We start from the raw sequence: 19,656 nt of genomic DNA on the forward strand, positions 1-19,656 counted from the left end.
TTCAACCAGACTCAAGAAACCGGTGTCCTGATCAACCTTGAACACGGCGACGCTGTCATATCCCCGATTGGACGCATATACGTATTGGCCCGTGCTATCGACTTCGATCTCGGACGCGCGGCTATTGCCCGTGAAGGTGTCTGGCAGCGTCGAAACCGTTTGCAAAGGCTGCAGAGAACCGTTGCTGGGCAAGTACCGGTAGGTAGTGACCGTTGAGTCAAGTTCATTGACGCAGTATGCGAAGCCCGATTTCGAGTGGAACGCAATATGACGAGGCCCTGACGTCTCTCGTGTTGAAACGAACGCTGGTGTGCCTGGCGTGAGTTGTCCGTCCTTGAATCGGTAAGTCAGGATCTGATCCAGCCCCTTGGCCGGCACGATGACAAACTCGCCTGACGGGTCGAACGGGTTGAAATGGGGCTTCGGCACCTTTTGCTCGACCCGGTGCGGACCGAGCGGACCTTCGAGCTTCACGAGTTGCGTTAGCTCTTTAAGCGAGCCATCGTCAGCAATAGGCAACACAGCGAGGCTTGATCCAATATGGTTCGACACGACCACATAACGACCCTTCGGATCGATCGCCAGATGAACCGGGTTCTGGCCTTGTGTGCTTTGCTTGTTGATGAACGCAATTTCCCAGTCGCTTTGTCCACCGCGTAAGAACTGATGTCACTGAGATCGCCGTGGACAGTGTAGAGGCGCTCGCCGTTGGCGCTCAGTGCCAGAAACGACGGATTGACTTGGTCCTTTAGAAGTTGAACCCGTTCAAGCTTCCCAGACTCCTCATCGACTGAATAGACGCTGATACCGTCACCTCGGGCATTGCGTTCGCGAGTGGTACGGCAGCCAACATAAGCAAACATACGATTTCCTTTCGAATTCGAGGGGCGGTTTGCCCGGTTAGCTGCTGCAAAGGCCGTGGGAAACGTGGACCAAATTGTCGCCAGGGCACTTATCGACGCGGCGCTCTGAAGAAGACGACGGCGTCTCATGTTCGCTACGGTCGAACCAACAGCAGTCAATTGATCTTTTAGATCCACGGTCTCGTCTCCACAATTTTTCTTCTGGGGTTTTCACTAGATTGCATTTTACTCGTGAAAGTGCAAAAATACAGTTATGGAAAACACTTACTCCCCCCCACAAGCGAGCCTGCGGTCCGGCGATGAGCTTTTCGGTTCATCGATCTTCCGGGAATGTTCGGCACTAAGTTCACGCGGTTGCCGGTTGTATTGCGCCTGTTACTGGAAAACGCGATCCGCAATACGGACGGCGAAGAGCGCCGGCTCGCGGTCGACGGGATCTTCGGTTGGCTCGAGCGCGGCACGAGCGAGGTCGAAATCGCATTCCAGCCCAATCGCGTGTTGATGCACGACACGACGAGCACGCCTGCGCTGGTCGATGTCGCGGCCATGCGCGACGCGCTCGCCGAAGCGGGTGCTGATCCGAACGCCCTCAATCCGGTACTACCCGTGGATTCGTCGGTTGATCACTCATTGGCGGTTGATATTTCGCCCGACCCGATGCTGCGCCGATGAACCTGTCACTCGAGCTTCGGCGTAATAACGAGCGGTATCGATTTCTTTGCTGGGCATCGAAAGCGTTGACCGGAGTGCGGATTCATCCGCCGGGAACGGGGATCATGCACACCATCAATCTTGAGCAGCTGGCAACGGTTGTCTCGGTCGTAGAACGTGACAATGAGCGCTGGGCGGTACCAGACACCTTGATCGGCACCGACAGCCACACGCCAATGATCAACGGCATCGGCGTACTTGGATGGGGCGTTGGAGGTCTGGAAGCGCAGACGGTGATGTTTGGCATGCCCGTGATGCAGCGAATTCCTGATGTCATTGGCGTTCGCTTGACGGGCGCTTTCCGACCCGGGACGCTCGCAACCGACCTGGCGTTGACGGTGACGCAGCGCCTTCGCCAAATCGGTGTATCTGGCGAGTTCGTGGAGTTCTTTGGTCCTGGCGTTGCGACGTTGACTGCTGGCGACCGGTCTGTTGTCGCGAATATGGCCCCGGAATATGGTGCGTCCACGGGCTTTTTTCCGGTTGATGAATCCACGCTCGAGTACCTTCGAACAACTAATCGAACTTCGAGCGCGATCGCACTGGTCGGAGAATTTCGAAGCGACTGGGTGTGTGGTTTGACCCGTCCGCGGAGCCAACCTACACGCGAAGTATCAACATCGATCTGAGCGAGATCGGCATGCATATCGCCGGCCCACGCCGTCCGCAGGATTTGCTGGACTATTCAGAAACCTCGGCGGCGCTTGCAACTTTTGCTTTTAAACCAAGCACCGCCGCGACGTCGATGCCCAAGCACCCGGTGGCGATTGCTGCCATCACCAGTTGCACCAATACGTCTGACCCGGCCTTGCTCATCGCGGCGGGTCTAGTCGCCCGCAAGGCGCGAGAACGAGGGCTAAAGGTCTCGCCATGGATCAAGACCTCACTCGGACCCGGTTCGCCCGCTGCCGCGGCGTATCTCGAGCGTGCTGGTTTGATTGATGACCTGTCGTCGGTAGGGTTCGACATCGTTGGATACGGATGCACGACCTGCATTGGAAATTCCGGTCAGCTCACCCAGCCGATCAAGGAAGCGCTCGCAAGCAAGTCCGTCTATCCCGTCGCCATGTTGTCGGGCAACCGGAATTTTCCGGGCCGGATTCATCCGGATCTGGATCTGGGCTTCATCATGTCACCGCCCCTGGTCATCGCTTTTGCACTAGCTGGTGACGCGGAAGTCGATTTAAGCCAGGACCCGGTGCAAATCACCGCAGACGGTAAGCCCGTTTTCTTGAATGATTTATGGCCAAGCCGCGAGGAAGTTGCAGCGTTGGTGAAGCAGGCTGCGGAGCCGAGTGATTACCCCCGCGCGTTCGCTATCGCCAGTCAGAACCCGCTTTGGCACGAAATGAAAACCCCGGAAAGTGCTCAATTTCCGTGGGATCACGCGTCGACTGCGTTGCGTCGGCCGCCCTTTGCTTCCCTCTCGGAAGGCTCCCAGCTTGGCACCTACATCGCCTACCCGTTGCTCGTGCTGGGCGACGATGTAACAACCGATCACATTTCCCCTGCAAGTGCGATTCCGAAAGATAGCTACGTCGCTGACTTCCTGGTGGAGCGCGGAGACGATCGTAACGACCTCAATGTTTTTGCGTCTCGCCGCGGGAACTGGGAAGTCATGGTGCGTGCCGCCTTTTACAACAAGACGCTTGTCAATCTATTGAAGGCTGACGCCCCGACGGCAAACACGTTGCACGTCCCGACTGGTGAAGTGCTGCCGATCTTCGAAGCTGCCAATCGATACCGCGCCGATGGAGACTCGGTCGTTCTCATCGCCGGCGAGCGATATGGGACGGGATCCTCGCGCGACTGGGCCGCGAAAGGCCAGCGACTGCTCGGCATTCGCGCGGTCTTGGCTGTCAGCTTCGAGCGTATTCACCGGTCGAATCTGATCGGGATGGGCATCCTGCCTCTGCGCCTGCCTGAAGGCATCACGCCCGTTTCGTTGAACGTTCGCCCCGGCGACAAGCTCGAAATCAGCGCATCAGCCGAGACGTTGGCACCTCGTTGCCTAATCGGTGTCAAAATCGTTCGTGTGGATGGGAAAATCGACCAATTTGAAGCAACGGCAGCCGTAGAAACGCAACTTGAAACGGCACTGCTGCGCGCCGGAGGCGTAATCCCATTGATCCTGCAAAAAACACTGGCAGCGCAATCGCTCCCGACCTGACGACCTAGGCGGAGCGTGCGAGCCGAATGAAGGAACAGGCTAGAATCGTCATGATCGACAAATCGATCGCCTCGCAAATCGTCGCGTTTATTCACGCAGAAGGAATGGCTGTCGGCAGTCACTTGCCGGCACAACTAATCGCGGATCGCCTTCGTGTGTCGCGCTCCCCGGTCAACGATGCTCTCGCCTTCTTGCATGAAAAGGGCGTGTTAATTCGCGAGCGGAATCGCGGATTTTTCTTGGCAAAGCCAGTGGAGCAGCCGCTCGACCAGGTCGTCGACCAGCTTGGTTTGGGCGAAGCGGATGTCGTCACGAGCGTTTATTTTCGAATCGCCGACGACAGGCTGAAGGGATTACTGCCAGAGGAAGTCTCAGAGCAGGCGCTCAAACGCGCTACGGATTAACGAATACCCAACTCAACTCCGTGCTTGGGCGCATCTCGCAAGAAGGCTGGGCCGAGCGCAAACCGGGCTACGGCTGGCAGTTCTCTTCGATGCTGACCACCCGGATAGCCTCTTGAAATCGTATCGACTGCGGTTGGCGCTTGAGCCCGCTGCGTTGCTAGAACCCGGATATTGGCTTGATCCAAAGGTACTCAAACGGTGCCGAGCGGCCGAGGTACATTTGCTGCAGGGAGGAATCGAAACGGATACCGCTGACCAGCTTCACGACCGAGGGGTACGTTTTCACGAATCGTTGGTGGAAGCGTCGGGCAACTCATTTTTTATTGACACCATCAAGCGCGTAAATCGCGTCAGACGCTTACTCTCCTATCGCTCGATGCAGGACAGACAGCGCTATACCGAGCATTGCAAGCAGCACCTGAACGTTCTTGATCTACTGGAGAAAGAACGCAACGAAGAAGCGTCCGAGGAGCTTCGCGCTCATCTTCGCCACACGCTCGACGCGCTATCCAACATCAGCAACATTCTCAAACCCTAGATCGGATCCTTACCTGATCTCTTCCACATCGCTCATGACAGTCAACGCTTCGATACTTTCCTCCTTTACGCCGACCGGGCGACTTCGTGCTTCAATCAATCTGGGGAATCCGATACTAGCCAACAAGGATTCCGCAACGGGACAGCCGTTTGGCGTGTCGGTGGATATTGCGTTGGAATTTGGGAAACGACTTGGCGTTCCTGTCGAGCTAGTTGTATTCGATGCAGCGGGGAAATCCGTTGAAGCGGTAACCAATGAACACGCCGACTTTGGCTTCTTTGCGATCGATCCAGTCCGGGGCGCAAGCATCGCCTTCACCGCACCCTATGTGTTGATTGAAGGCTTTTATCTTGTGCGCGACAAGTCAGTAATCCGCGAGAATGCCGACGTTGATCGTGCTGAAAATCGTGTGGCTGTTGGCAAAGGAAGCGCATACGACCTGTATCTGACGCGCGAGCTGAAGCAAGCAGAAATCGTTCGGGCGCCAACGTCCCCTACCGTCGTGCAAACCTTCGTTGAACAGAACCTCGAAGTGGCCGCAGGCGTAAAGCAGCAACTCGAAGCCGATGCCGCCAAAACACTTGGCCTACGCTTGCTCAACGAACGCTTTATGGTCATACAGCAGGCGATGGGAACACCGAAGAGCCGGGGAGCGGCCGCCGCAGCGTATTTGGCCGATTTTGTGGAAGAAATAAAGGCTTCGGGATTCGTTCAAAACGCACTTGAAATGCATCGCATCGCTGGTGCATCACTTGCCCCGCCTCGTGATTGATTAAAAGGTGATAGCCGTTTCATCGGCGCTGCCACTTGTTGATAACGCATGTCGCAACGTCCCTCTACACACGCTTGAGCTTGCGCGGAAGGAGAAGATCGTAGGCCCTCCCCTTGCCAATCGCGACGCAAGGACTCTGAATTAATGTCGGTGTTCGTTTGTATCGCGGACCCGTTTCGCGCTACGTAGAAGCCCTCAAACTAATACATACGTCGTAGTGAATGCAATGCTCGCGGCTCGCAGCGGGTATATGGCAAAGAAACCAATACCCGCACGATTGTCCCAGACTGCCTCGACAGACTATTCTCCAGCGTCGAAGATGACACTCTCGATGTCGACCGCCAAACACTTCGCAAACTCCCGGGCAAGGACGATTGAAACGCCAGAAGGCTGGCCGGTTGTCGCGTCGCTGTTGGCCCCTATGCCAACGACCTTGTGGCCAAGGCTACACCTCACGAAAGCCAAAGCGGCTAGTGAAGTTCGGGGTCTAGAGACGAGGGAACGAAAACATAACCCGCCATAAGGCGACGGGCGCTTCGACTCATAATTGCCTTCGTGACCATCCACGTACCATCCTTCTGTTCGGCTTCGGCGCCCACTGTCATCGCGCCGGAAGGATGTCCGAAACGGATTTCATTCGTCGCTTTCCCTACGACAAGCTGGTTGACCACGGTACCGGGTATGGCTCCGGCGACGGCGACGGCAACGGCACCGGTTCCAGTCATCGCGTGGTGAAGTTTGCCCATCGACAAAATTCGCGCGTTGATGTCGATGCTTGACAAGTCGACTCGCTTTCCGCTCGACGCCACGTATTCTGTAGGTAGAGAGACAAACGCCAGCTTCGGCGTGTGAGGACGAAGTGCCGTCACTTCTTCGGGCGTCGCCGCCAGACCCATCCGAACCGCCGCGTGCGCGCGAATCGCTTCGCACTTGTTCAGCAACTGGACGTTATCGTTCACGTCCGCCTGCATTTCATTGCCACGCAGACCCAGATCTTCCGCCGTTATGAAGATTGCAGGATTACCCGCATTGATCATCGTGACCTGGAATGTGCCGTATCCCGGGACGTCGAGCGAATCTATGGGATTTCCTGTTGGAAACATTCCTCCCGTTGTCTCTTCACCATCCTCAGAGCCGCCGGGGTTGAGAAATTCGATCTTGATTTCGGCTGCCGGAAAGGTCACACCGTCGAGCTCGAAGTCACCTTCCTCGACAACCTCCCCATTTCTCACTGGAACATGCGCAATGATCTTCGCATTGATGTTCGCCTGCCAGATGCGGACAATAGCCACGCCGTCCTGAGGTGGCTTAACAAACCCTTGCTCGATCGCAAACGGGCCGACTGCAGAGATGAGATTGCCGCAATTGCCAGACCAGTCGATGACAGGCTTGTCGATGGAAGCCGCGCCAAAGAGGTAGTTGACGTCGCAGTCTGGCCGCGACGACGGCCCGACGAGCACCAACTTGCTCGTGCTGGAGGTGGCACCGCCCATCCCGTCGGTCTGCTTTTCGTACGGGTCCGGGCTACCGATCACGCGTAGCAAAATCTTGTCGCGAAGAACGGGATCGGCGGGTAGACTCTCGGCGCGAAAAAAGACACCCTTGCTCGTGCCGCCGCGCATGTACACAGCGGGAATCCTATATTGAGTCAAGCTCTGCTCCTATTGGGTTTTGAAGGTGATGCACACGGGGCTACCTGCGGAAACGACGTGACCGGTTGGCGTCGGGGCGCCAGTTTTTGCGTCAAGGAGGTACTGGACGATTGAATCGGACTGTTCGTTGGCAACATAGAGCATTCGACCGTCGTGACTGAGACAGATGAATCTGGGGCACTGCCCCTGAGCGTCAATCCAGCGTGCCTTTGACGGGATGCCAGTTGCTCCGTCAAGCGCGACCGTCGCGATGCTGTCGTGGCCGCGATTCGATATGTAGAGGGCGGTTGCGTCGTGCCGTATCGCGATGCCAGCGGCCCGTGACAACTTGTGGCTGTCACAAGGCACAACAGACATCGTGTGTAACGGTTTGAGCGCACCGGATAGTGGGTCGAAGGACCATGCCGTGAGCGTTGAATCGAGTTCATTTGCGACGTAAATCATCGCAAGGGTCGGATGGAAGACCGCATGGCGCGGCCCCGCGCCTTCCCGCGCCCGGCCGGATGTCGGAATTGGCATGCTATCTACACCGTCCCACCTGACTGCAAAAACTGTATCCAGTCCCTTGTCGGGCACGATGTGCCAGTCAGTGTTGTAACGTCGCGTCACGAATCGTGAGATGTGATGCGGATGCGACGAAACCTGTTCGATTCGATGTGGACCGGCGGCACCAGGAAAGTGGACCGACGAAGCAACACTGCCCAGTGATCCGTCGGGATCGATCGGAAGCTGCGCCGCATTTCCAGTTGCATAGTTGGCGACGACCAGCGACTCTCCGCTTTGAGACAGAGCGAGGTGTACCGGATTGCGCCCCCCGCACGGTTGACGATTCAAAGCGGTTAGTTTTCCAGTTGTTGCGTTGACCGCGTAGCTGCTTACTTCGGTGCCGTCGCCGTGCACGGCATAGAGAATGTTCTGGGCCTCGTTCAAAGTCAGGAAGCTTGGGTTTTCCAGTGGCTCGAACGATTCGACGTGTTCCCAAGATCCAGACGAAGGCTCCACCGCGTAGACTCCGATACCCTTGCCGCGCGCGTTTCTCTCGTGTGTCGTGCGGCATCCAACATAGGCGAAGACGGGTGCCATTTTTACGCCGCCTCGAACATTTCGTCCGAGATGCGCGGCAACAGCCCACCGGCATTGAAGATTTCCGCTTCTTCTTCGGTGTCGATGCGGCATTTGACCGGCACAGTGACCACGTCGCCGTTTTTGCGCCTGATTTTCAGGCCGAGCGTCACGCCGGAAGACACGTCTCCCCCCAAGCCCTCAACCGAGTAAATTTCCGACCCATCGAGCTGGAGTGTCAAACGGTCGGTGCCTTCCGCGAATTCCAGCGGCAGCACACCCATGCCAACGAGATTCGAGCGATGAATGCGTTCGAAGTTTTCGCAGACAACCGCACGCACGCCGATGAGTCGCACGCCCTTGGCTGCCCAATCGCGCGACGAGCCAGAACCGTAGTTTTTCCCTGCGATCACGATTAACTCCTGTCCGCGAGACAGGTACAGCTCAGCCGCATCGAACAAACGCATGATCCTGCCCTCCGGCTCAAGTCGCGTGAGCGAACCTTCCTGACCATTAGCCATCTCGTTATGAAGACGGTTGTTCGCGAAGGTCGCCCGGATCGCCACCCGATGATCGCCGCGCCGCGTGCCGTACGAGTTGAATTCCGCCGGCTCAACGCCGTGCTCGATCAGGTATTCGCCCGCTGCGCTTTCCGGAAGGATCGCACCTGACGGTGAAAGGTCGTCGGTCGTAACGTTGTCGCCAAACACACCGATGGCCCGCATGTCCGCAAATCTGGCCGCGCTGATGAGATCGGGTTGCCAGTAAGGCGGCCGGCAGATGTAGTTGCTGTCCTCGCGCCACGGAAAGCGTGCCGGCACCGCGGCTTGGCCATGCACACGCTCGCTCTTGCGGAACATCTCCGTATAGATCTTGAGATACTGCTCGCCGTGCACACTTGCCTTGAGCAGCGTGTCGATCTCCTCGTCAGCCGGCCACAGATCCTTCAGATAGACCGGCGCGCCGGTCTTGTCTGTTCCGAGCACACCGTTCTCGATGTCCACGTGAATGGTCCCGGCGATCGCATACGCCACGACCAGCGGCGGAGAGGCAAGAAAAGCTTCCTTCACGCGCGGATGAATACGTCCATTGAAATTGCGATTGCCCGAGAGGACAGCCACTGCATGCACATCACGGCTCACAATGTCCGCTTCAATTTCTTTCGAAAGCGGACCAGACATGCCGTTGCAGGAAGTGCAGCCGAAGCCGATGATTCCAAACCCGAGTGCTTCAAGCGGCTCCATCAGTCTCGCTTCACGCAGGTAGCTTTCGACCGGCTTCGATCCGGGTGCGAGAGAGGTCTTAACCCACGGTTTGCGCTCGAGGCCGAGCTCCACAGCCCGGCGGGCGACCAGTCCGGCGGCAATCATGTTGCGCGGGTTGGAGGTGTTCGTGCAACTCGTGATCGCCGCAATGACGACGGCCCCGTCATAGAGTTTGACCGGGCTCGCCGGATCCGGCTGCTCGGCTACAGCTTCGGCCGGACGCGCGATACCCTTCGAGATGAGACTGGAGAGCGGCACGCGGTCGTGCGGATTGGCCGGCCCGGCCAGTGCGCGGCCGACGGTTGACAGGTCGAATGACAGGACCCGGTCATATTCGGCATGGGCGAATGCATCGGCCCAAAGCCCCTGTGCTTTCGCATAGGCTTCGGTCAAGGAGATTTGCGCTTCGGTGCGCCCAGTCAGGCGCAGGAAATCGAGCGTTTTTTCGTCGATCGCGAATAGCGCGGCAGTCGCGCCGAACTCCGGAGCCATGTTCGAGATGGTCGCTCGGTCACTCAACGTCATAGCGCGAGCGCCATCGCCGTAGAACTCGATGATCGTGCCAACCACTTTTTGCTTGCGCAGAAACTCCGTGATTGCGAGGACCAGATCGGTCGCCGTAATGCCAGGTTGCCGGAAACCCTTGAGTTCTACACCGACGATGGTCGGCAGGCGCAACCATACGGCACGACCGAGCATCACCGATTCAGCTTCGATACCGCCAACGCCCCAGCCCAGTACTCCCAGCGCATTGATCATCGTGGTGTGGCTATCGGTTCCCACCAGCGTGTCGGGAAAGGCAACGCCGTCTTTTACCTGAATGACCGGCGACAGATGTTCGATATTGACCTGGTGCAGGATCCCATTGCCTGGCATCAGGACGTCGAGATTTGAGAAAGCCTGCTTGCACCATGCGAGGAATTCGAAACGTTCGGCGTTTTTGCTTCTCTCAATTGCCATATTCTTGGCCATCGCCTCTGGGTCCGTCCCCGCCACCTCAACATTGAGCGAGTGGTCTACCACGAGATGCGTCGGCACCACCGGGTTGATAGCGGATGGATCGCCGCCGGCTTCGGCCACTGCATCACGCATCCCGGCGAGATCCACAAGCGCTGGGGTGCCAAGTAAATCCTGCAACACTACGCGCGACGGGTAGTAGGGAAAGTCAACGTCGTGACGGCGCGCGGCCAGCGCCGAGAGATACGTCCTGGCTTCAGGGCCGGGCTGCCTGCGCACGATGTTTTCGGCAAACACACGAACGCAATATGGCAGGCGGGCAAATTGAGCGGCATCGAGCGACTGCGTCGCATCAACGACTCTGACGAAATCTACCGTCTGGCTAGGAAGAGGATTGCGGGGCATTTGGGCGTTCTCCGGGGAGGTGCAGTGCGATCTATGTTTTGATTAATGCATTCTATGATCATAAAACGCAATAAGCAAACGCAAATTTTGTCAGTGCTTGCCCGCTATGGTTAGCTGCTTCGCTATTTTGAAGAGCAAAAATAGGGGTTTACACCGCTCGCCTGACACGTCCTTGCACAAAGCAAAAGTGCGTTATATGATCATCAAACGCAATCAGTAACGTCCTGAAAATAACTGTTTCCCCCATGACGACGCGGCAGATATGGTGGGTGCAGCCAGTGAGTGCCCAACACGATCCCGATCGGAGCGAGCGATGGCAAAATCCCAGATGGACCTTTCAGATGCACCGCCTCACTTGACGGTCGTGAACGGTCATAGAGTGCCTCTATCCCATATGGACTTAACCGAACAATCGCCCGCACCCCTGACCCCGCTGCAGACACGGGTGATCCGCGAAATCTTGTCGCTCGCACGACGCGACGACCTCTCGGCGGGCGACAGACTCGCTGAATCAGTGCTTGCGGAAAGGATTGGGACATCCCGCTCACCCGTCAACGTTGGCCTGCATCACCTGGTTTCACTGGGCGTTGTGTTCTACGACGCGAACCGGGGCTTCTTCATGGCAAAACCGGCGCGGGAAGTAACCGATGTCGCGGCGCAGTTTTTCGACGAGCCCGAAGAGCCGTTGTATCTGAAGATCGCTGACGACCGACTCGCCAAGCGTTTGCCAGACGTGATATCCGAAGCGGATCTGATGCGGCAATACCAAGTGTCGCGAAGCGCGCTGCGCAGGGTTTTGTCGTTGATGCAGGAGGAAGGATGGCTAGAGCGACAGGTGGGGCATGGCTGGCAGTTCATGCCGATGATCGACTCCGTTGAAGCGTACGAGGAGAGTTACCTGTTTCGCGCAGCGATCGAACCTACCGGCGTGTTGTCGCCGATGTTCCGCGCCGACAGGGTTGAATTGAGGGAGTTACAGCGCAGACAGCAATTCATTGTCGACGGAGGCTACCTCACGATGAACTCCATCGAGCTTTTTGAAGCGAACAGCGACTTCCACGAAACGATTGCCAAATGGTCGGGAAACCGGTTCATCGCCCATTCGGTTCGCCGGATGGATCGGCTGCGCCGACTGGTGGAATATCGCCAGGCCAAAACCCGCAAACCACGTCAGGAGCAGGCGCTCGAACATCTCGCAATTCTCGACGCGATTGAGCATCAAGATCTTCTGAAGGCGGCGGCATTGCTTCGCGATCACATCGAGGGCGCCCGTCGCGCAAAGGTTCGTTCACGTGAAGTATTCGCCACGCGGTAAATAGCGTTGCGGACGCTGGCGGCATTTCGCCGCTTTTTTTCACCCAATAGTGCGTTTTGTGATTACAAAAATCTTAAGAGTTTTTTTGATAGGAGCCTTCATTTTGTCGTGATGCTCGTTGGTTCATACGATGTGAAGCTCCTACGTTTCGAAAGTGGTGATCTGCGTTTTGTGATCGTCAAACGCTTATCTTTTCGCCGCCGTCCTTGAGATGCGGTTTACCGGCCACCGGGCTACGTCTGTTCGGTGCGCGTGACTATATTGGAGACAACCATGTCATACCGCAGAGGTTGGATAGCCGTGTTTTTGTTTTCGCTTTCAATGATTAACTACATGGACCGGATTGCATTATCGATAGCGGCCAAGCCAATTGCGAGCGAATTCAAGCTCTCAGCCGTGGGTATGGGTTATCTCTTTTCGTCGTTCATCTGGAGCTACGCTCTTTTTCTCATTCCGATGGGTATTCTCATTGACCGGTTTGGTACCAAGCGTATGGCCGGCGTCGGGATTTTCGTCTGGTCGGCTGCAACGGCCCTTACCGGCGCGGCCAGCAGCTTCGGAAGTCTTCTGCTGGCGCGATTAGTGATGGGCGCAGGCGAATCAGTCAGCAACCCTGTCGGCGCGAAGGTCATTCGACAGTGGATACCGGCAAACGAACGGGGGATGGTCACTTCAGTGTTTAACAGCGGATCCTATGCAGGGCCAGCGATCTGCTCGGTGATACTCGGCTCACTCATTGCTCTCTACGGGTGGCGCATGTCTTTCGTCATCGCAGGAGGGATTGGCTTCGTATGGCTCGCGGCCTGGCTGGCATTTTACAACTCCCCAGAAAATGCTCGTTGGCTCAAGGCGGAAGAGCGCGAAAAGATTGTTCGCGAGCGCAACCCCGCGCCAATCAACGCGAGCGCACTTCATGCCGAATCATCTGGTCTTCTGTCATTGATGCGCACCCCGACCTTGTGGGGACTCGCTCTCACACAGGGCTGCAACGTCTACACCCAGCACCTGTTCCTTACCTGGCTGCCAAGCTACCTTCAGGTGAGTCGCGGTCTGAGCATTACGCATACTGGTCTCTTCTCCGCAGTTCCCTATGCGGCTGCCGTCGTGCTTTGCGTCTTCGTCGGTCGTCTGAGCGATCAGTACCTGAAGAAAAGTGGAGTCGGCACAGGCCGGCGTCGCAATGCGGTCGCGCTATCCATGCTTGCCGGTACGGCCATTCTCGCAGTGCCCTTCACCTCTAACCTTGTTGTTCTGCTGGTTGTCTTCTCGATCACCCTTACTGGTATCGCATCCACGACATCGCTCAATTTTGCGTTGCTGAACGATCTGCTTCCCAATTCACGAGATGTAGCGAAGGCAATGGCGTTCGTCGTGGTAGGCGGAAATATTTTCGGCATGATTGCGCCAATCGCCACCGGCTACGTAATCGCTGCGACGGGCAGCTACGACTGGGCATTCGGTATCGCAGGACTGCTGTTGCTAGTAGGCGCGACCGTTGTAATTACGATGACCCGCTCCCCAATGGCTGCTCCCCCTAAATCAGTGAAGGTAAGGGCAACCGCATAGCTCGAGGAGGGAACCTCAGTAGAGTTGCGCTCGGTAGACAGTTGGCACTGTTCTTTTCGAACTCATCGCCATGAATACCTTCACTATCAGGCAGTTTGAAAACGCGATGAACTACTGGCGTGAGCATAAAGCGTCGTGCGAGGATGTGGCACTACGTCCGCGTGCAGGCGTACTTGCAGATACTTACAGCGCTATGATTTACCAGCGCGCCGAAACTGTCTTGGCTAACACTCTATCCCTTAAAGAACGAGGCGTTGAACCTAGCTCTGAGCCAGCTGCCACTTTCGCTGTAGGTCGCATTACTGGATCTGTCGCGCGAACATCGATGGCATCCGATCCGCTGACATGGTCGTGGCGCACTTAAACAATTTTCGGGGACTCGGTGAGCCGAACTGCGGTACAGCGGTCTCAATTGGTTTTGCGGCCGCGCTCGGCAAGCCTACATGGGCGTATCAATCCGGCGCTCGAGCGCTTGTCGAACAGATCGCTGCAACGTCCGATCCACCCTCTTCCCTCCCTATGAGCGCGCGTGGATATGTCCTTGAACATTCTGGCCTAAATGTCAATCCGATGGTGGCCAGTTCGGCAGGCTTCGTAGTAGGTGGCCCGGGCGATTGTCTGCGTGAGATAAAGAAGTTCAGCAATGGTGGCTCCCATTTTGATTACGGGGTTTGCAAGCGCAGCTTCGTATATATTGGGTGATGCGCAATCTCAGTATATCCATTTTACAAACGACCTCGACTGGCTGGACGATCCGCAAGCGGTGTACGACGAATGGCAGTTAAACGCCTGCAAGGCGTGTGCGTGGCGCCGACGGATGCCCCATTCAAACAGCTACAAAGCGTAGCGATCGTCGCCATGTTTTTGGGTTTAGGTCTTACATCGGCGAATGTCGGAAACTTGATTTCGATGTCGTAAACGTGGACGGTCTTTGACCTGATGTGTATGTAGAGAAACGTGGGCCGCGCATCGCTCGGCGTGTGCCACTTGAGCCGTTCTGCGTCGATGCCCGACCAATTTTCTGCGGCGCTGGGTCCAAAGAACCGCGTCGGGAAAATCTTCATTGACTACCTGCGTAACAGCAAAGGCGCGAGTACAGTTGCCGCCTTCTCCGCGCGCACGCTCCGGCATGGACGTCTCGATGCCCATCAAGTGGGAAGAACTGCCAGAAATCAAGGCGGCCGACCAGTGGACGATTCACAGCGCGATCAAACGCCAGCGCACCTTGGGTGCCGACCCGTGGCAAGGATACGCACGTTGCCGGCAGGGATTGACCGTTGCCATGAAGAGAGCGATTGACCTTAAGTAGCAGCTTTACACAACGGGGAGACGATGGACGATGGAATCGAGAGACGCGCCCTGCTGCTGCATTTGGGCGACGTACTGGAAGCATCTGCGTGCGTGATGAAATGCGCAAACCGGTTCAACACCGTTGGCGAGGCCGTCGGGCAAGAAGAATCCCTGATGACCTTTACCATCCTTCGTATGGTCGATGCGGAAATCACCCCGTACGAGTTCGCGAAACGAGCGGCGAGCGCGTTCTTCCTCTGGCCGAAGCTGCTGCTCGATGAACGATCAACCGGCCGCTGCTCGCGAACCTTGTGCAGCACGATCTCATTCACGGAAATCAAAGCGGCTGGGAATCTACGTCTCCGAGCTCCGACAGCAAGTGCCGTGGTTTGCCTACGGTTTGAACCAGGTACCTGAGGGGCCGTCCGAGCAAAGCGTCGCGGTGTGGCCGCCCACCGCGCATTGATCGAATGTTGGCAGTCGACCGAGATGTGTCCATTGAACGCGTCTCCAACGCGTCTCCCAGTGCGTTCACTATCGCTCGCCTTAGCCGAGGCTCGCCCGCTTTTCCATCGCCTACCTCCGGGTTGACGAACCTGCCGAAGGCCGCGCGCAGATCGGCGACGAAAGCCCCATCCCAGATATGAGATATCACCACGAGAATGCCGCTCATGGGCATCAAGCCGCTTTTATAGGCGCATTTGGGCTGCATTTCAGGGAGTGAGAGCGCCGAGCATCGGCTCTCTGTTAGTTGGCTCAAGAACAGCGGCCGCCTGGGCAAATGTCCGTGAAATCCTTGAAGCAAAGCTCGGAGAGACTCAAGTTTTCGGAGCATCCGCCGAGATTAAGGATGCGAGACCTTCAGATAACTAACCGCCTCCCCGAGAGCGGCAAAATCAAATACAAGCATAATAACCAGAGAGCGCAATGACCCATCACACCGAGGATCCATTCCCAGCCGACGACAAATTGTTCCTGGAAGCGCGTGCTTTCGCCCTTTCTATCGTTTCTATTCGGCGAGCACAGGGAAAGCCCAACCCGGCCGATTTTCCTGTGGGCACGCCAGAGTGGTCGGCCGTAATTGCAGACTTCGCGGCAGACATTTTGCGTCTTCCCGCAGATCCACTATCCCTCCCAAAGCCGGTGGCGCGGAAGAAATCATGCGGATGAGTGCTTTAATGCCCTTCACCTATACAACGCATCGGCAGCAAAGTGACCTCTCATGCCAGTGCCAAAGTCGCTTTCCGCCGGCACAGCCTGTGATTCGCTAGTAGGTCGAGAAAGCGTCGACAGCACTGACAGGTCGTGGAATCGAAACGCACAGAGAAGATGAGGGGCTGATGCCAGCTTCGTTACCTGGATCGCCGAAAGGTCGACTAGAAGGTCTGCCGCTTGTGCTGAAAAGCCAAAACGCGCTTCTGCGACTGAACGATCCGAACGAAGAAGTCGCTGCGCGAGCGTCAAGTACGCAAGGTTGATTTCACAAATTGAAGCCGCGGTATCATTCAAAGTGTTCATAGGCCAGCCCTGATCGAAAATGGGTCGAACAAAATCGGCAATAAGTGCTCATCCCTCTTCCGATCTCGTAACAATGACCATTGTGGGATTGTTTAGACCGTTCGGCAAGGGTTTGTAAGACAAAATCAGGTCGGCGAATCTTGAGTCGGTACAGATTACGGTTTCGGAGTGATCCCGGCGGTTTTGCCGTATTGCCCCATGACTGAGTACAGATCGAAAATACGGAATGCCGGGTTTATTGTGGACAGATGGTTACCGAAGCGCCGCCGGTTAAGCGGGTGCATCGCCATTGGCCTGACTGTGTTGGCAGCCCGCCCAATTGCTGCGTCCCAGATCGCCGCGCCCGCTCCGATGCTATCCGGCCACATCGGCGAGCTGGTCCAGGGCGATGCAAATGAGGCGATTAAGACTCGGCAACGTGATGCAAACGACGCGCGTACCCGCGCCATTCGGCTGTCGGCCGAACAAGGACAGCCCGAGGCCGAACATACCTTGGCCCGGATGTACAGCGCGGGCGTTGGGGCGGTGCGAGACAACAGCGTGGCTGCGATGTGGTATCAGAAAGCTGCGGACCAAGGATACGCGGCAGCGCAGAACAGGCTCGGCTACGCCTATCTGAAGGGGTTAGGACTGCAACAAGACGACGCCCTAGCGGTGCAATGGATGATGAAGTCCGCAACGGGCGGCTATGCACCTGCCCAGTACAACGTTGGGGTGTTCTATGAATACGGGCTGTGTGGCCTGCCTCGCGATGTTGACTGGGCACTCGAGTGGTACCGGAGCACCGCAGCTCAGGACTATGCACTTGGCCAGTTCAAGTTGGGGGTTTGCTTCCAGGATGGCATCGGAGTGCCGCCGGATCTGAAAATGGCGGCACAATGATTTGCACTGTCAGCGCAAGCTAGCGATTTCAAATCAAAATTGAATCTCGGATACCTGTACATGACTGGCCTGGGCGTCGCTCGCGACGACATGCGCGCGGCAGAGCTATTAACAGAGGCGACGCTCAGTGGGAACGTTGGCGCTAAGGGGAATCTTGCGATCATGTATGCCCATGGCCAGGGCGTGCCGCATAACGAAGCGCTCGCTACCAGATGGCTTAAGTCGGCGGCGATTCAAGGTGATGCCTCTTCGCAGTAGAAGTCGGGCAACCGCTACGCGACCGGTCTCGGCATTGAGACCAATCTGACCGAAGCTACAGGGTTGTTTCGCAAGTCAGCAGAACAGGACGATGCAAGAGGAATGTTTTTGCTCGGCTCCGGTTACGCAATCGGACAAGGCGTCCAGCAAAACGACGCCGAAGCGTATCGCTGGTTCGTTAAAGCGGCCGCGCAGGGAGACGCCGACGCCCAAACTAGTCTTGGTGTTGCTTATCTGAGGTGGTGGGCGTTGAGCGTGATACAGCCGCTGGCCTCGATTGGCTGCGACGCGCTTCGGGCTAAGACAATGTATCGGGAATGCTACTTTTGGGTACCTACTACTGGGGTAATACCACCCAAGACGATCGCAACGCGTTTGAGTGGTATGCGAAGGCGGCCAGGCTGGGAGATGCGCGCGGCGAGCTCTGGGTAGGTAAGTGTTATGCGTTCGGCCAGGGGTGGCAATGGATTACGGTCAGGCGGTCGTGTGGTTTCGGAAGTCCACCGATCATGCAATGCTTAAGCGATGTTCGACATGGGACAGGCATACCAGGACGGATTAGGTATTGAGCAAAACCCCGCGCAAGCTCGTGATTGGCATCAAAAGGCGGCTGCAGGATATGTGCAAGCGCCAAACAGCAAACGGCGGCGTAACAGGGAGACGCTTTGAGCACAGAAATAACATTTTAACCTAGAGTAACCGCATTTCGTTGGTTGGAAGGGCGGCCTCAAATGTGAACTGCAACACCTGTCTCGTATAAGGTGTCGCAATGCCCGAAAAAACTTCATACCAGCAGCTGCAACCTGAAGAACGCCTGACCATTGCAAGCTTGCATCTGCAGGGTTCAAGTATGCGAGCCATGGCTCGCATACTCGGGCGCTCACCGGGACTATCAGCCGTGAGCTAATGCGAAACAGCTCTTCTGTTGGCTACGCATCGGTGCCCGCTGCAGCGCTTAGCAGCGCACGCCGCAGCGCGTCCCGCCGCCCCGCCAAGCTTTGCCTGCAAAGCGTCTGCTGGCGCATCGTTCTCACCCTGCTTGAGTGGAAATGGTCGCCCCAGCAGATATCGGGCACACTCAAGCGCATGTATCCAACCGACTCGACCCAACACGTCTCGCACGAAACCATCTACACGGCTATCTATGCTCAGCCGCGCGGTGAACTGCGCCGCCAACTCATTGCCTGCCTGCGCCACGGCCACAGCACGCGCATGCCACGCACTCGGGGCACAGACCGGCGCGGACAGATTCCCGACATGGTCAGTATCCACGTGCGACCGCCCGAAATTGAAGACCGACTACTGCCAGGTCACTGGGAAGGCGACTTCATCAAGGGTGCGAACAACCAATCCTCTGTCGGCGTTCTGGTCGAGCGCACCAGCCGTCTGGTGCTGCTTGCCAAGATGGAGGACGCCACCGCCGCGTCAGCGCTAGCGGGCTTCTCCGCCAAACTCAATTCGATTGTGGCGCCGTTACGGCAAAGCTTTACTTACGACCAGGGCAAAGAAATGTCGCGCCATCAGGAACTCACCGCCGCCACCGGCGTGAACGTGTACTTTTGCGACCCGCACAGTCCCTGGCAACGCGGTACTTGTGAAAACACCAACGGGTTGCTGCGCCAGTATTTGCCTAAAGGCTCGGACCTATCGGTCTACAGTCAGAACGAACTCGACGCGATCGCCGACAGCCTGAACAGCCGCCCGCGCGCCACTCACGCGTTCCATTCGCCATTCGAGGTCTTCGCTGCGACCCTTGATTCAGCAAGCCGACCTCCAAGCTCTAAACATTGACCCCCTGTTGCAGTTCACCCTTAAACCGCCAAGTTTATTGGTCGCTGATAGGAATCAAGTGAACCTGATGCATATGTTTGAGCCTTAGGAAAACAATCCTGACACTTTCTCGATATTGACATAAAAAGAAATTATCGATTTTTACCAGTCCTAAGTACCTTACTTGACTTCGACTCGCTTAGGTTTCTTCGTTGAACGACTGGCTATTGCGGGCGTATGGATATTGCAGTTCTTTGC

16 protein-coding genes and 5 pseudogenes are annotated in these 19,656 nt (G+C 56.7%); 16 read left to right on the plus strand and 5 right to left on the minus strand.

Translation table 11 applies throughout. The features are described 5' to 3' along the window. Window positions 1-60 precede the first annotated feature (60 nt). Window positions 61-992, minus strand: a pseudogene (locus AXG89_RS44865) (lactonase family protein); the annotation flags it as partial. Window positions 993-1,116: 124 nt separating this feature from the next. Here AXG89_RS44865 and acnA (AXG89_RS26665) point away from each other — a divergent pair. The 3 genes and pseudogenes from acnA (AXG89_RS26665) to AXG89_RS26675 all read left to right on the plus strand — a co-directional run bounded on the left by acnA (AXG89_RS26665) (window position 1,117) and on the right by AXG89_RS26675 (window position 5,458). After that, window positions 1,117-3,744 (plus strand): annotated as a pseudogene (acnA, locus tag AXG89_RS26665) (aconitate hydratase AcnA). Window positions 3,745-3,794: 50 nt separating this feature from the next. Continuing rightward, window positions 3,795-4,686 (plus strand): annotated as a pseudogene (locus AXG89_RS26670) (GntR family transcriptional regulator). A gap of 34 nt (window positions 4,687-4,720) precedes the next feature. Next, on the plus strand, window positions 4,721-5,458 hold the full coding sequence (locus tag AXG89_RS26675; protein ID WP_062172713.1) for an ABC transporter substrate-binding protein: 738 nt from the start codon (window positions 4,721-4,723) through the stop codon (window positions 5,456-5,458). A 470-nt stretch (window positions 5,459-5,928) separates the two neighbouring features. Here AXG89_RS26675 and prpF read toward each other — a convergent pair whose 3' ends face one another. The 3 genes from prpF to acnA (AXG89_RS26690) are packed head-to-tail and all read right to left on the minus strand — an operon-like array spanning window position 5,929 to window position 10,799. Then, on the minus strand, window positions 5,929-7,110 hold the full coding sequence (gene prpF, locus AXG89_RS26680) for a 2-methylaconitate cis-trans isomerase PrpF (protein ID WP_062172711.1): 1,182 nt from the start codon (window positions 7,108-7,110) through the stop codon (window positions 5,929-5,931). A gap of 9 nt (window positions 7,111-7,119) precedes the next feature. Next, a complete protein-coding gene (locus AXG89_RS26685) occupies window positions 7,120-8,193 on the minus strand; it encodes a lactonase family protein (RefSeq protein ID WP_062172709.1) in 1,074 nt (357 codons plus the stop codon). A 2-nt stretch (window positions 8,194-8,195) separates the two neighbouring features. Beyond that, window positions 8,196-10,799 carry an aconitate hydratase AcnA gene (gene acnA / locus AXG89_RS26690; protein WP_062172707.1) on the minus strand — a complete coding sequence of 868 codons (2,604 nt, stop codon included), beginning with the start codon at window positions 10,797-10,799 and terminating at the stop codon, window positions 8,196-8,198. 313 nt (window positions 10,800-11,112) lie between these two features. Between acnA (AXG89_RS26690) and AXG89_RS26695 the strand changes: the two genes are divergently transcribed. From AXG89_RS26695 to AXG89_RS26725, 7 genes and pseudogenes are all read left to right on the plus strand, one after another. Beyond that, window positions 11,113-12,114: a GntR family transcriptional regulator gene (locus tag AXG89_RS26695; protein WP_236873530.1), complete on the plus strand. Its 1,002-nt coding sequence runs from the start codon at window positions 11,113-11,115 to the stop codon at window positions 12,112-12,114. A gap of 273 nt (window positions 12,115-12,387) precedes the next feature. Further along, the gene (locus AXG89_RS26700) at window positions 12,388-13,680 is read left to right on the plus strand and encodes an MFS transporter (protein WP_062172705.1); all 1,293 of its coding nucleotides are present in this window, start codon (window positions 12,388-12,390) and stop codon (window positions 13,678-13,680) included. A 106-nt stretch (window positions 13,681-13,786) separates the two neighbouring features. After that, complete coding sequence (locus tag AXG89_RS44870; protein ID WP_442861766.1) at window positions 13,787-14,044, plus strand: DUF3717 domain-containing protein; 258 nt, start codon at window positions 13,787-13,789, stop codon at window positions 14,042-14,044. Next, entirely contained in the window at window positions 14,026-14,382 is a 357-nt protein-coding gene (locus tag AXG89_RS44875) for a nucleoside 2-deoxyribosyltransferase (RefSeq protein ID WP_082771566.1), read from the plus strand. The genes AXG89_RS44870 and AXG89_RS44875 overlap by 19 nt, the downstream gene beginning before the upstream one ends. A 303-nt stretch (window positions 14,383-14,685) precedes the next feature. Next, window positions 14,686-14,989: pseudogene (gene ligD, locus AXG89_RS44415) on the plus strand (non-homologous end-joining DNA ligase LigD). A 23-nt stretch (window positions 14,990-15,012) separates the two neighbouring features. Beyond that, a complete protein-coding gene (locus tag AXG89_RS26720) occupies window positions 15,013-15,387 on the plus strand; it encodes a hypothetical protein (protein ID WP_062172699.1) in 375 nt (124 codons plus the stop codon). Between the two features lie 510 nt (window positions 15,388-15,897). Next, window positions 15,898-16,140 carry a hypothetical protein gene (locus tag AXG89_RS26725; RefSeq protein WP_082771565.1) on the plus strand — a complete coding sequence of 81 codons (243 nt, stop codon included), beginning with the start codon at window positions 15,898-15,900 and terminating at the stop codon, window positions 16,138-16,140. Between the two features lie 15 nt (window positions 16,141-16,155). Here AXG89_RS26725 and AXG89_RS26730 read toward each other — a convergent pair whose 3' ends face one another. Continuing rightward, a complete protein-coding gene (locus AXG89_RS26730) occupies window positions 16,156-16,488 on the minus strand; it encodes a flagellar transcriptional regulator FlhD (RefSeq protein ID WP_082771564.1) in 333 nt (110 codons plus the stop codon). A gap of 198 nt (window positions 16,489-16,686) precedes the next feature. Here AXG89_RS26730 and AXG89_RS26735 point away from each other — a divergent pair, with 198 nt between their 5' ends. The 6 genes and pseudogenes from AXG89_RS26735 to AXG89_RS26755 all read left to right on the plus strand — a co-directional run bounded on the left by AXG89_RS26735 (window position 16,687) and on the right by AXG89_RS26755 (window position 19,419). Beyond that, window positions 16,687-17,370 (plus strand): tetratricopeptide repeat protein, encoded by a 684-nt coding sequence (locus AXG89_RS26735; RefSeq protein WP_062172696.1) that lies wholly within the window; start codon window positions 16,687-16,689, stop codon window positions 17,368-17,370. Between the two features lie 60 nt (window positions 17,371-17,430). Next, window positions 17,431-17,628 carry a tetratricopeptide repeat protein gene (locus AXG89_RS44880; protein ID WP_062172690.1) on the plus strand — a complete coding sequence of 66 codons (198 nt, stop codon included), beginning with the start codon at window positions 17,431-17,433 and terminating at the stop codon, window positions 17,626-17,628. 102 nt (window positions 17,629-17,730) lie between these two features. Further along, a complete protein-coding gene (locus AXG89_RS44885; RefSeq protein ID WP_062172688.1) occupies window positions 17,731-18,060 on the plus strand; it encodes an SEL1-like repeat protein in 330 nt (109 codons plus the stop codon). Continuing rightward, window positions 17,946-18,197: a hypothetical protein gene (locus tag AXG89_RS44890; protein ID WP_373408619.1), complete on the plus strand. Its 252-nt coding sequence runs from the start codon at window positions 17,946-17,948 to the stop codon at window positions 18,195-18,197. Before AXG89_RS44885 ends, AXG89_RS44890 begins: the two co-directional genes overlap by 115 nt. Further along, window positions 18,163-18,297 (plus strand): SEL1-like repeat protein, encoded by a 135-nt coding sequence (locus tag AXG89_RS44895; RefSeq protein ID WP_442861763.1) that lies wholly within the window; start codon window positions 18,163-18,165, stop codon window positions 18,295-18,297. The genes AXG89_RS44890 and AXG89_RS44895 overlap by 35 nt, the downstream gene beginning before the upstream one ends. 100 nt (window positions 18,298-18,397) lie before the next feature. After that, window positions 18,398-19,419 (plus strand): annotated as a pseudogene (locus AXG89_RS26755) (IS30 family transposase). Window positions 19,420-19,656 lie beyond the last annotated feature (237 nt).

Origin of the sequence: Burkholderia sp. PAMC 26561 (assembly GCF_001557535.2) — a bacterium.
Lineage (GTDB): Bacteria > Pseudomonadota > Gammaproteobacteria > Burkholderiales > Burkholderiaceae > Caballeronia.

Coding starts and splice junctions, on each gene's coding strand:
- AXG89_RS26675 (WP_062172713.1), top strand. CDS start 4,721: ATGACAGTCAACGCTTCGATACTTTCCTCCTTTACGCCGACCGGGCGA.
- AXG89_RS26685 (WP_062172709.1), bottom strand. CDS start 8,193: ATGGCACCCGTCTTCGCCTATGTTGGATGCCGCACGACACACGAGAGA.
- acnA (WP_062172707.1), bottom strand. CDS start 10,799: ATGCCCCGCAATCCTCTTCCTAGCCAGACGGTAGATTTCGTCAGAGTC.
- AXG89_RS26695 (WP_236873530.1), top strand. CDS start 11,113: ATGGCAAAATCCCAGATGGACCTTTCAGATGCACCGCCTCACTTGACG.
- AXG89_RS26700 (WP_062172705.1), top strand. CDS start 12,388: ATGTCATACCGCAGAGGTTGGATAGCCGTGTTTTTGTTTTCGCTTTCA.
- AXG89_RS44870 (WP_442861766.1), top strand. CDS start 13,787: ATGAACTACTGGCGTGAGCATAAAGCGTCGTGCGAGGATGTGGCACTA.
- AXG89_RS44875 (WP_082771566.1), top strand. CDS start 14,026: ATGGTCGTGGCGCACTTAAACAATTTTCGGGGACTCGGTGAGCCGAAC.
- AXG89_RS26720 (WP_062172699.1), top strand. CDS start 15,013: ATGGACGATGGAATCGAGAGACGCGCCCTGCTGCTGCATTTGGGCGAC.
- AXG89_RS26725 (WP_082771565.1), top strand. CDS start 15,898: ATGACCCATCACACCGAGGATCCATTCCCAGCCGACGACAAATTGTTC.
- AXG89_RS26730 (WP_082771564.1), bottom strand. CDS start 16,488: ATGAACACTTTGAATGATACCGCGGCTTCAATTTGTGAAATCAACCTT.
- AXG89_RS26735 (WP_062172696.1), top strand. CDS start 16,687: ATGACTGAGTACAGATCGAAAATACGGAATGCCGGGTTTATTGTGGAC.
- AXG89_RS44880 (WP_062172690.1), top strand. CDS start 17,431: ATGACTGGCCTGGGCGTCGCTCGCGACGACATGCGCGCGGCAGAGCTA.
- AXG89_RS44885 (WP_062172688.1), top strand. CDS start 17,731: ATGTTTTTGCTCGGCTCCGGTTACGCAATCGGACAAGGCGTCCAGCAA.
- AXG89_RS44890 (WP_373408619.1), top strand. CDS start 17,946: ATGCTACTTTTGGGTACCTACTACTGGGGTAATACCACCCAAGACGAT.
- AXG89_RS44895 (WP_442861763.1), top strand. CDS start 18,163: ATGGGACAGGCATACCAGGACGGATTAGGTATTGAGCAAAACCCCGCG.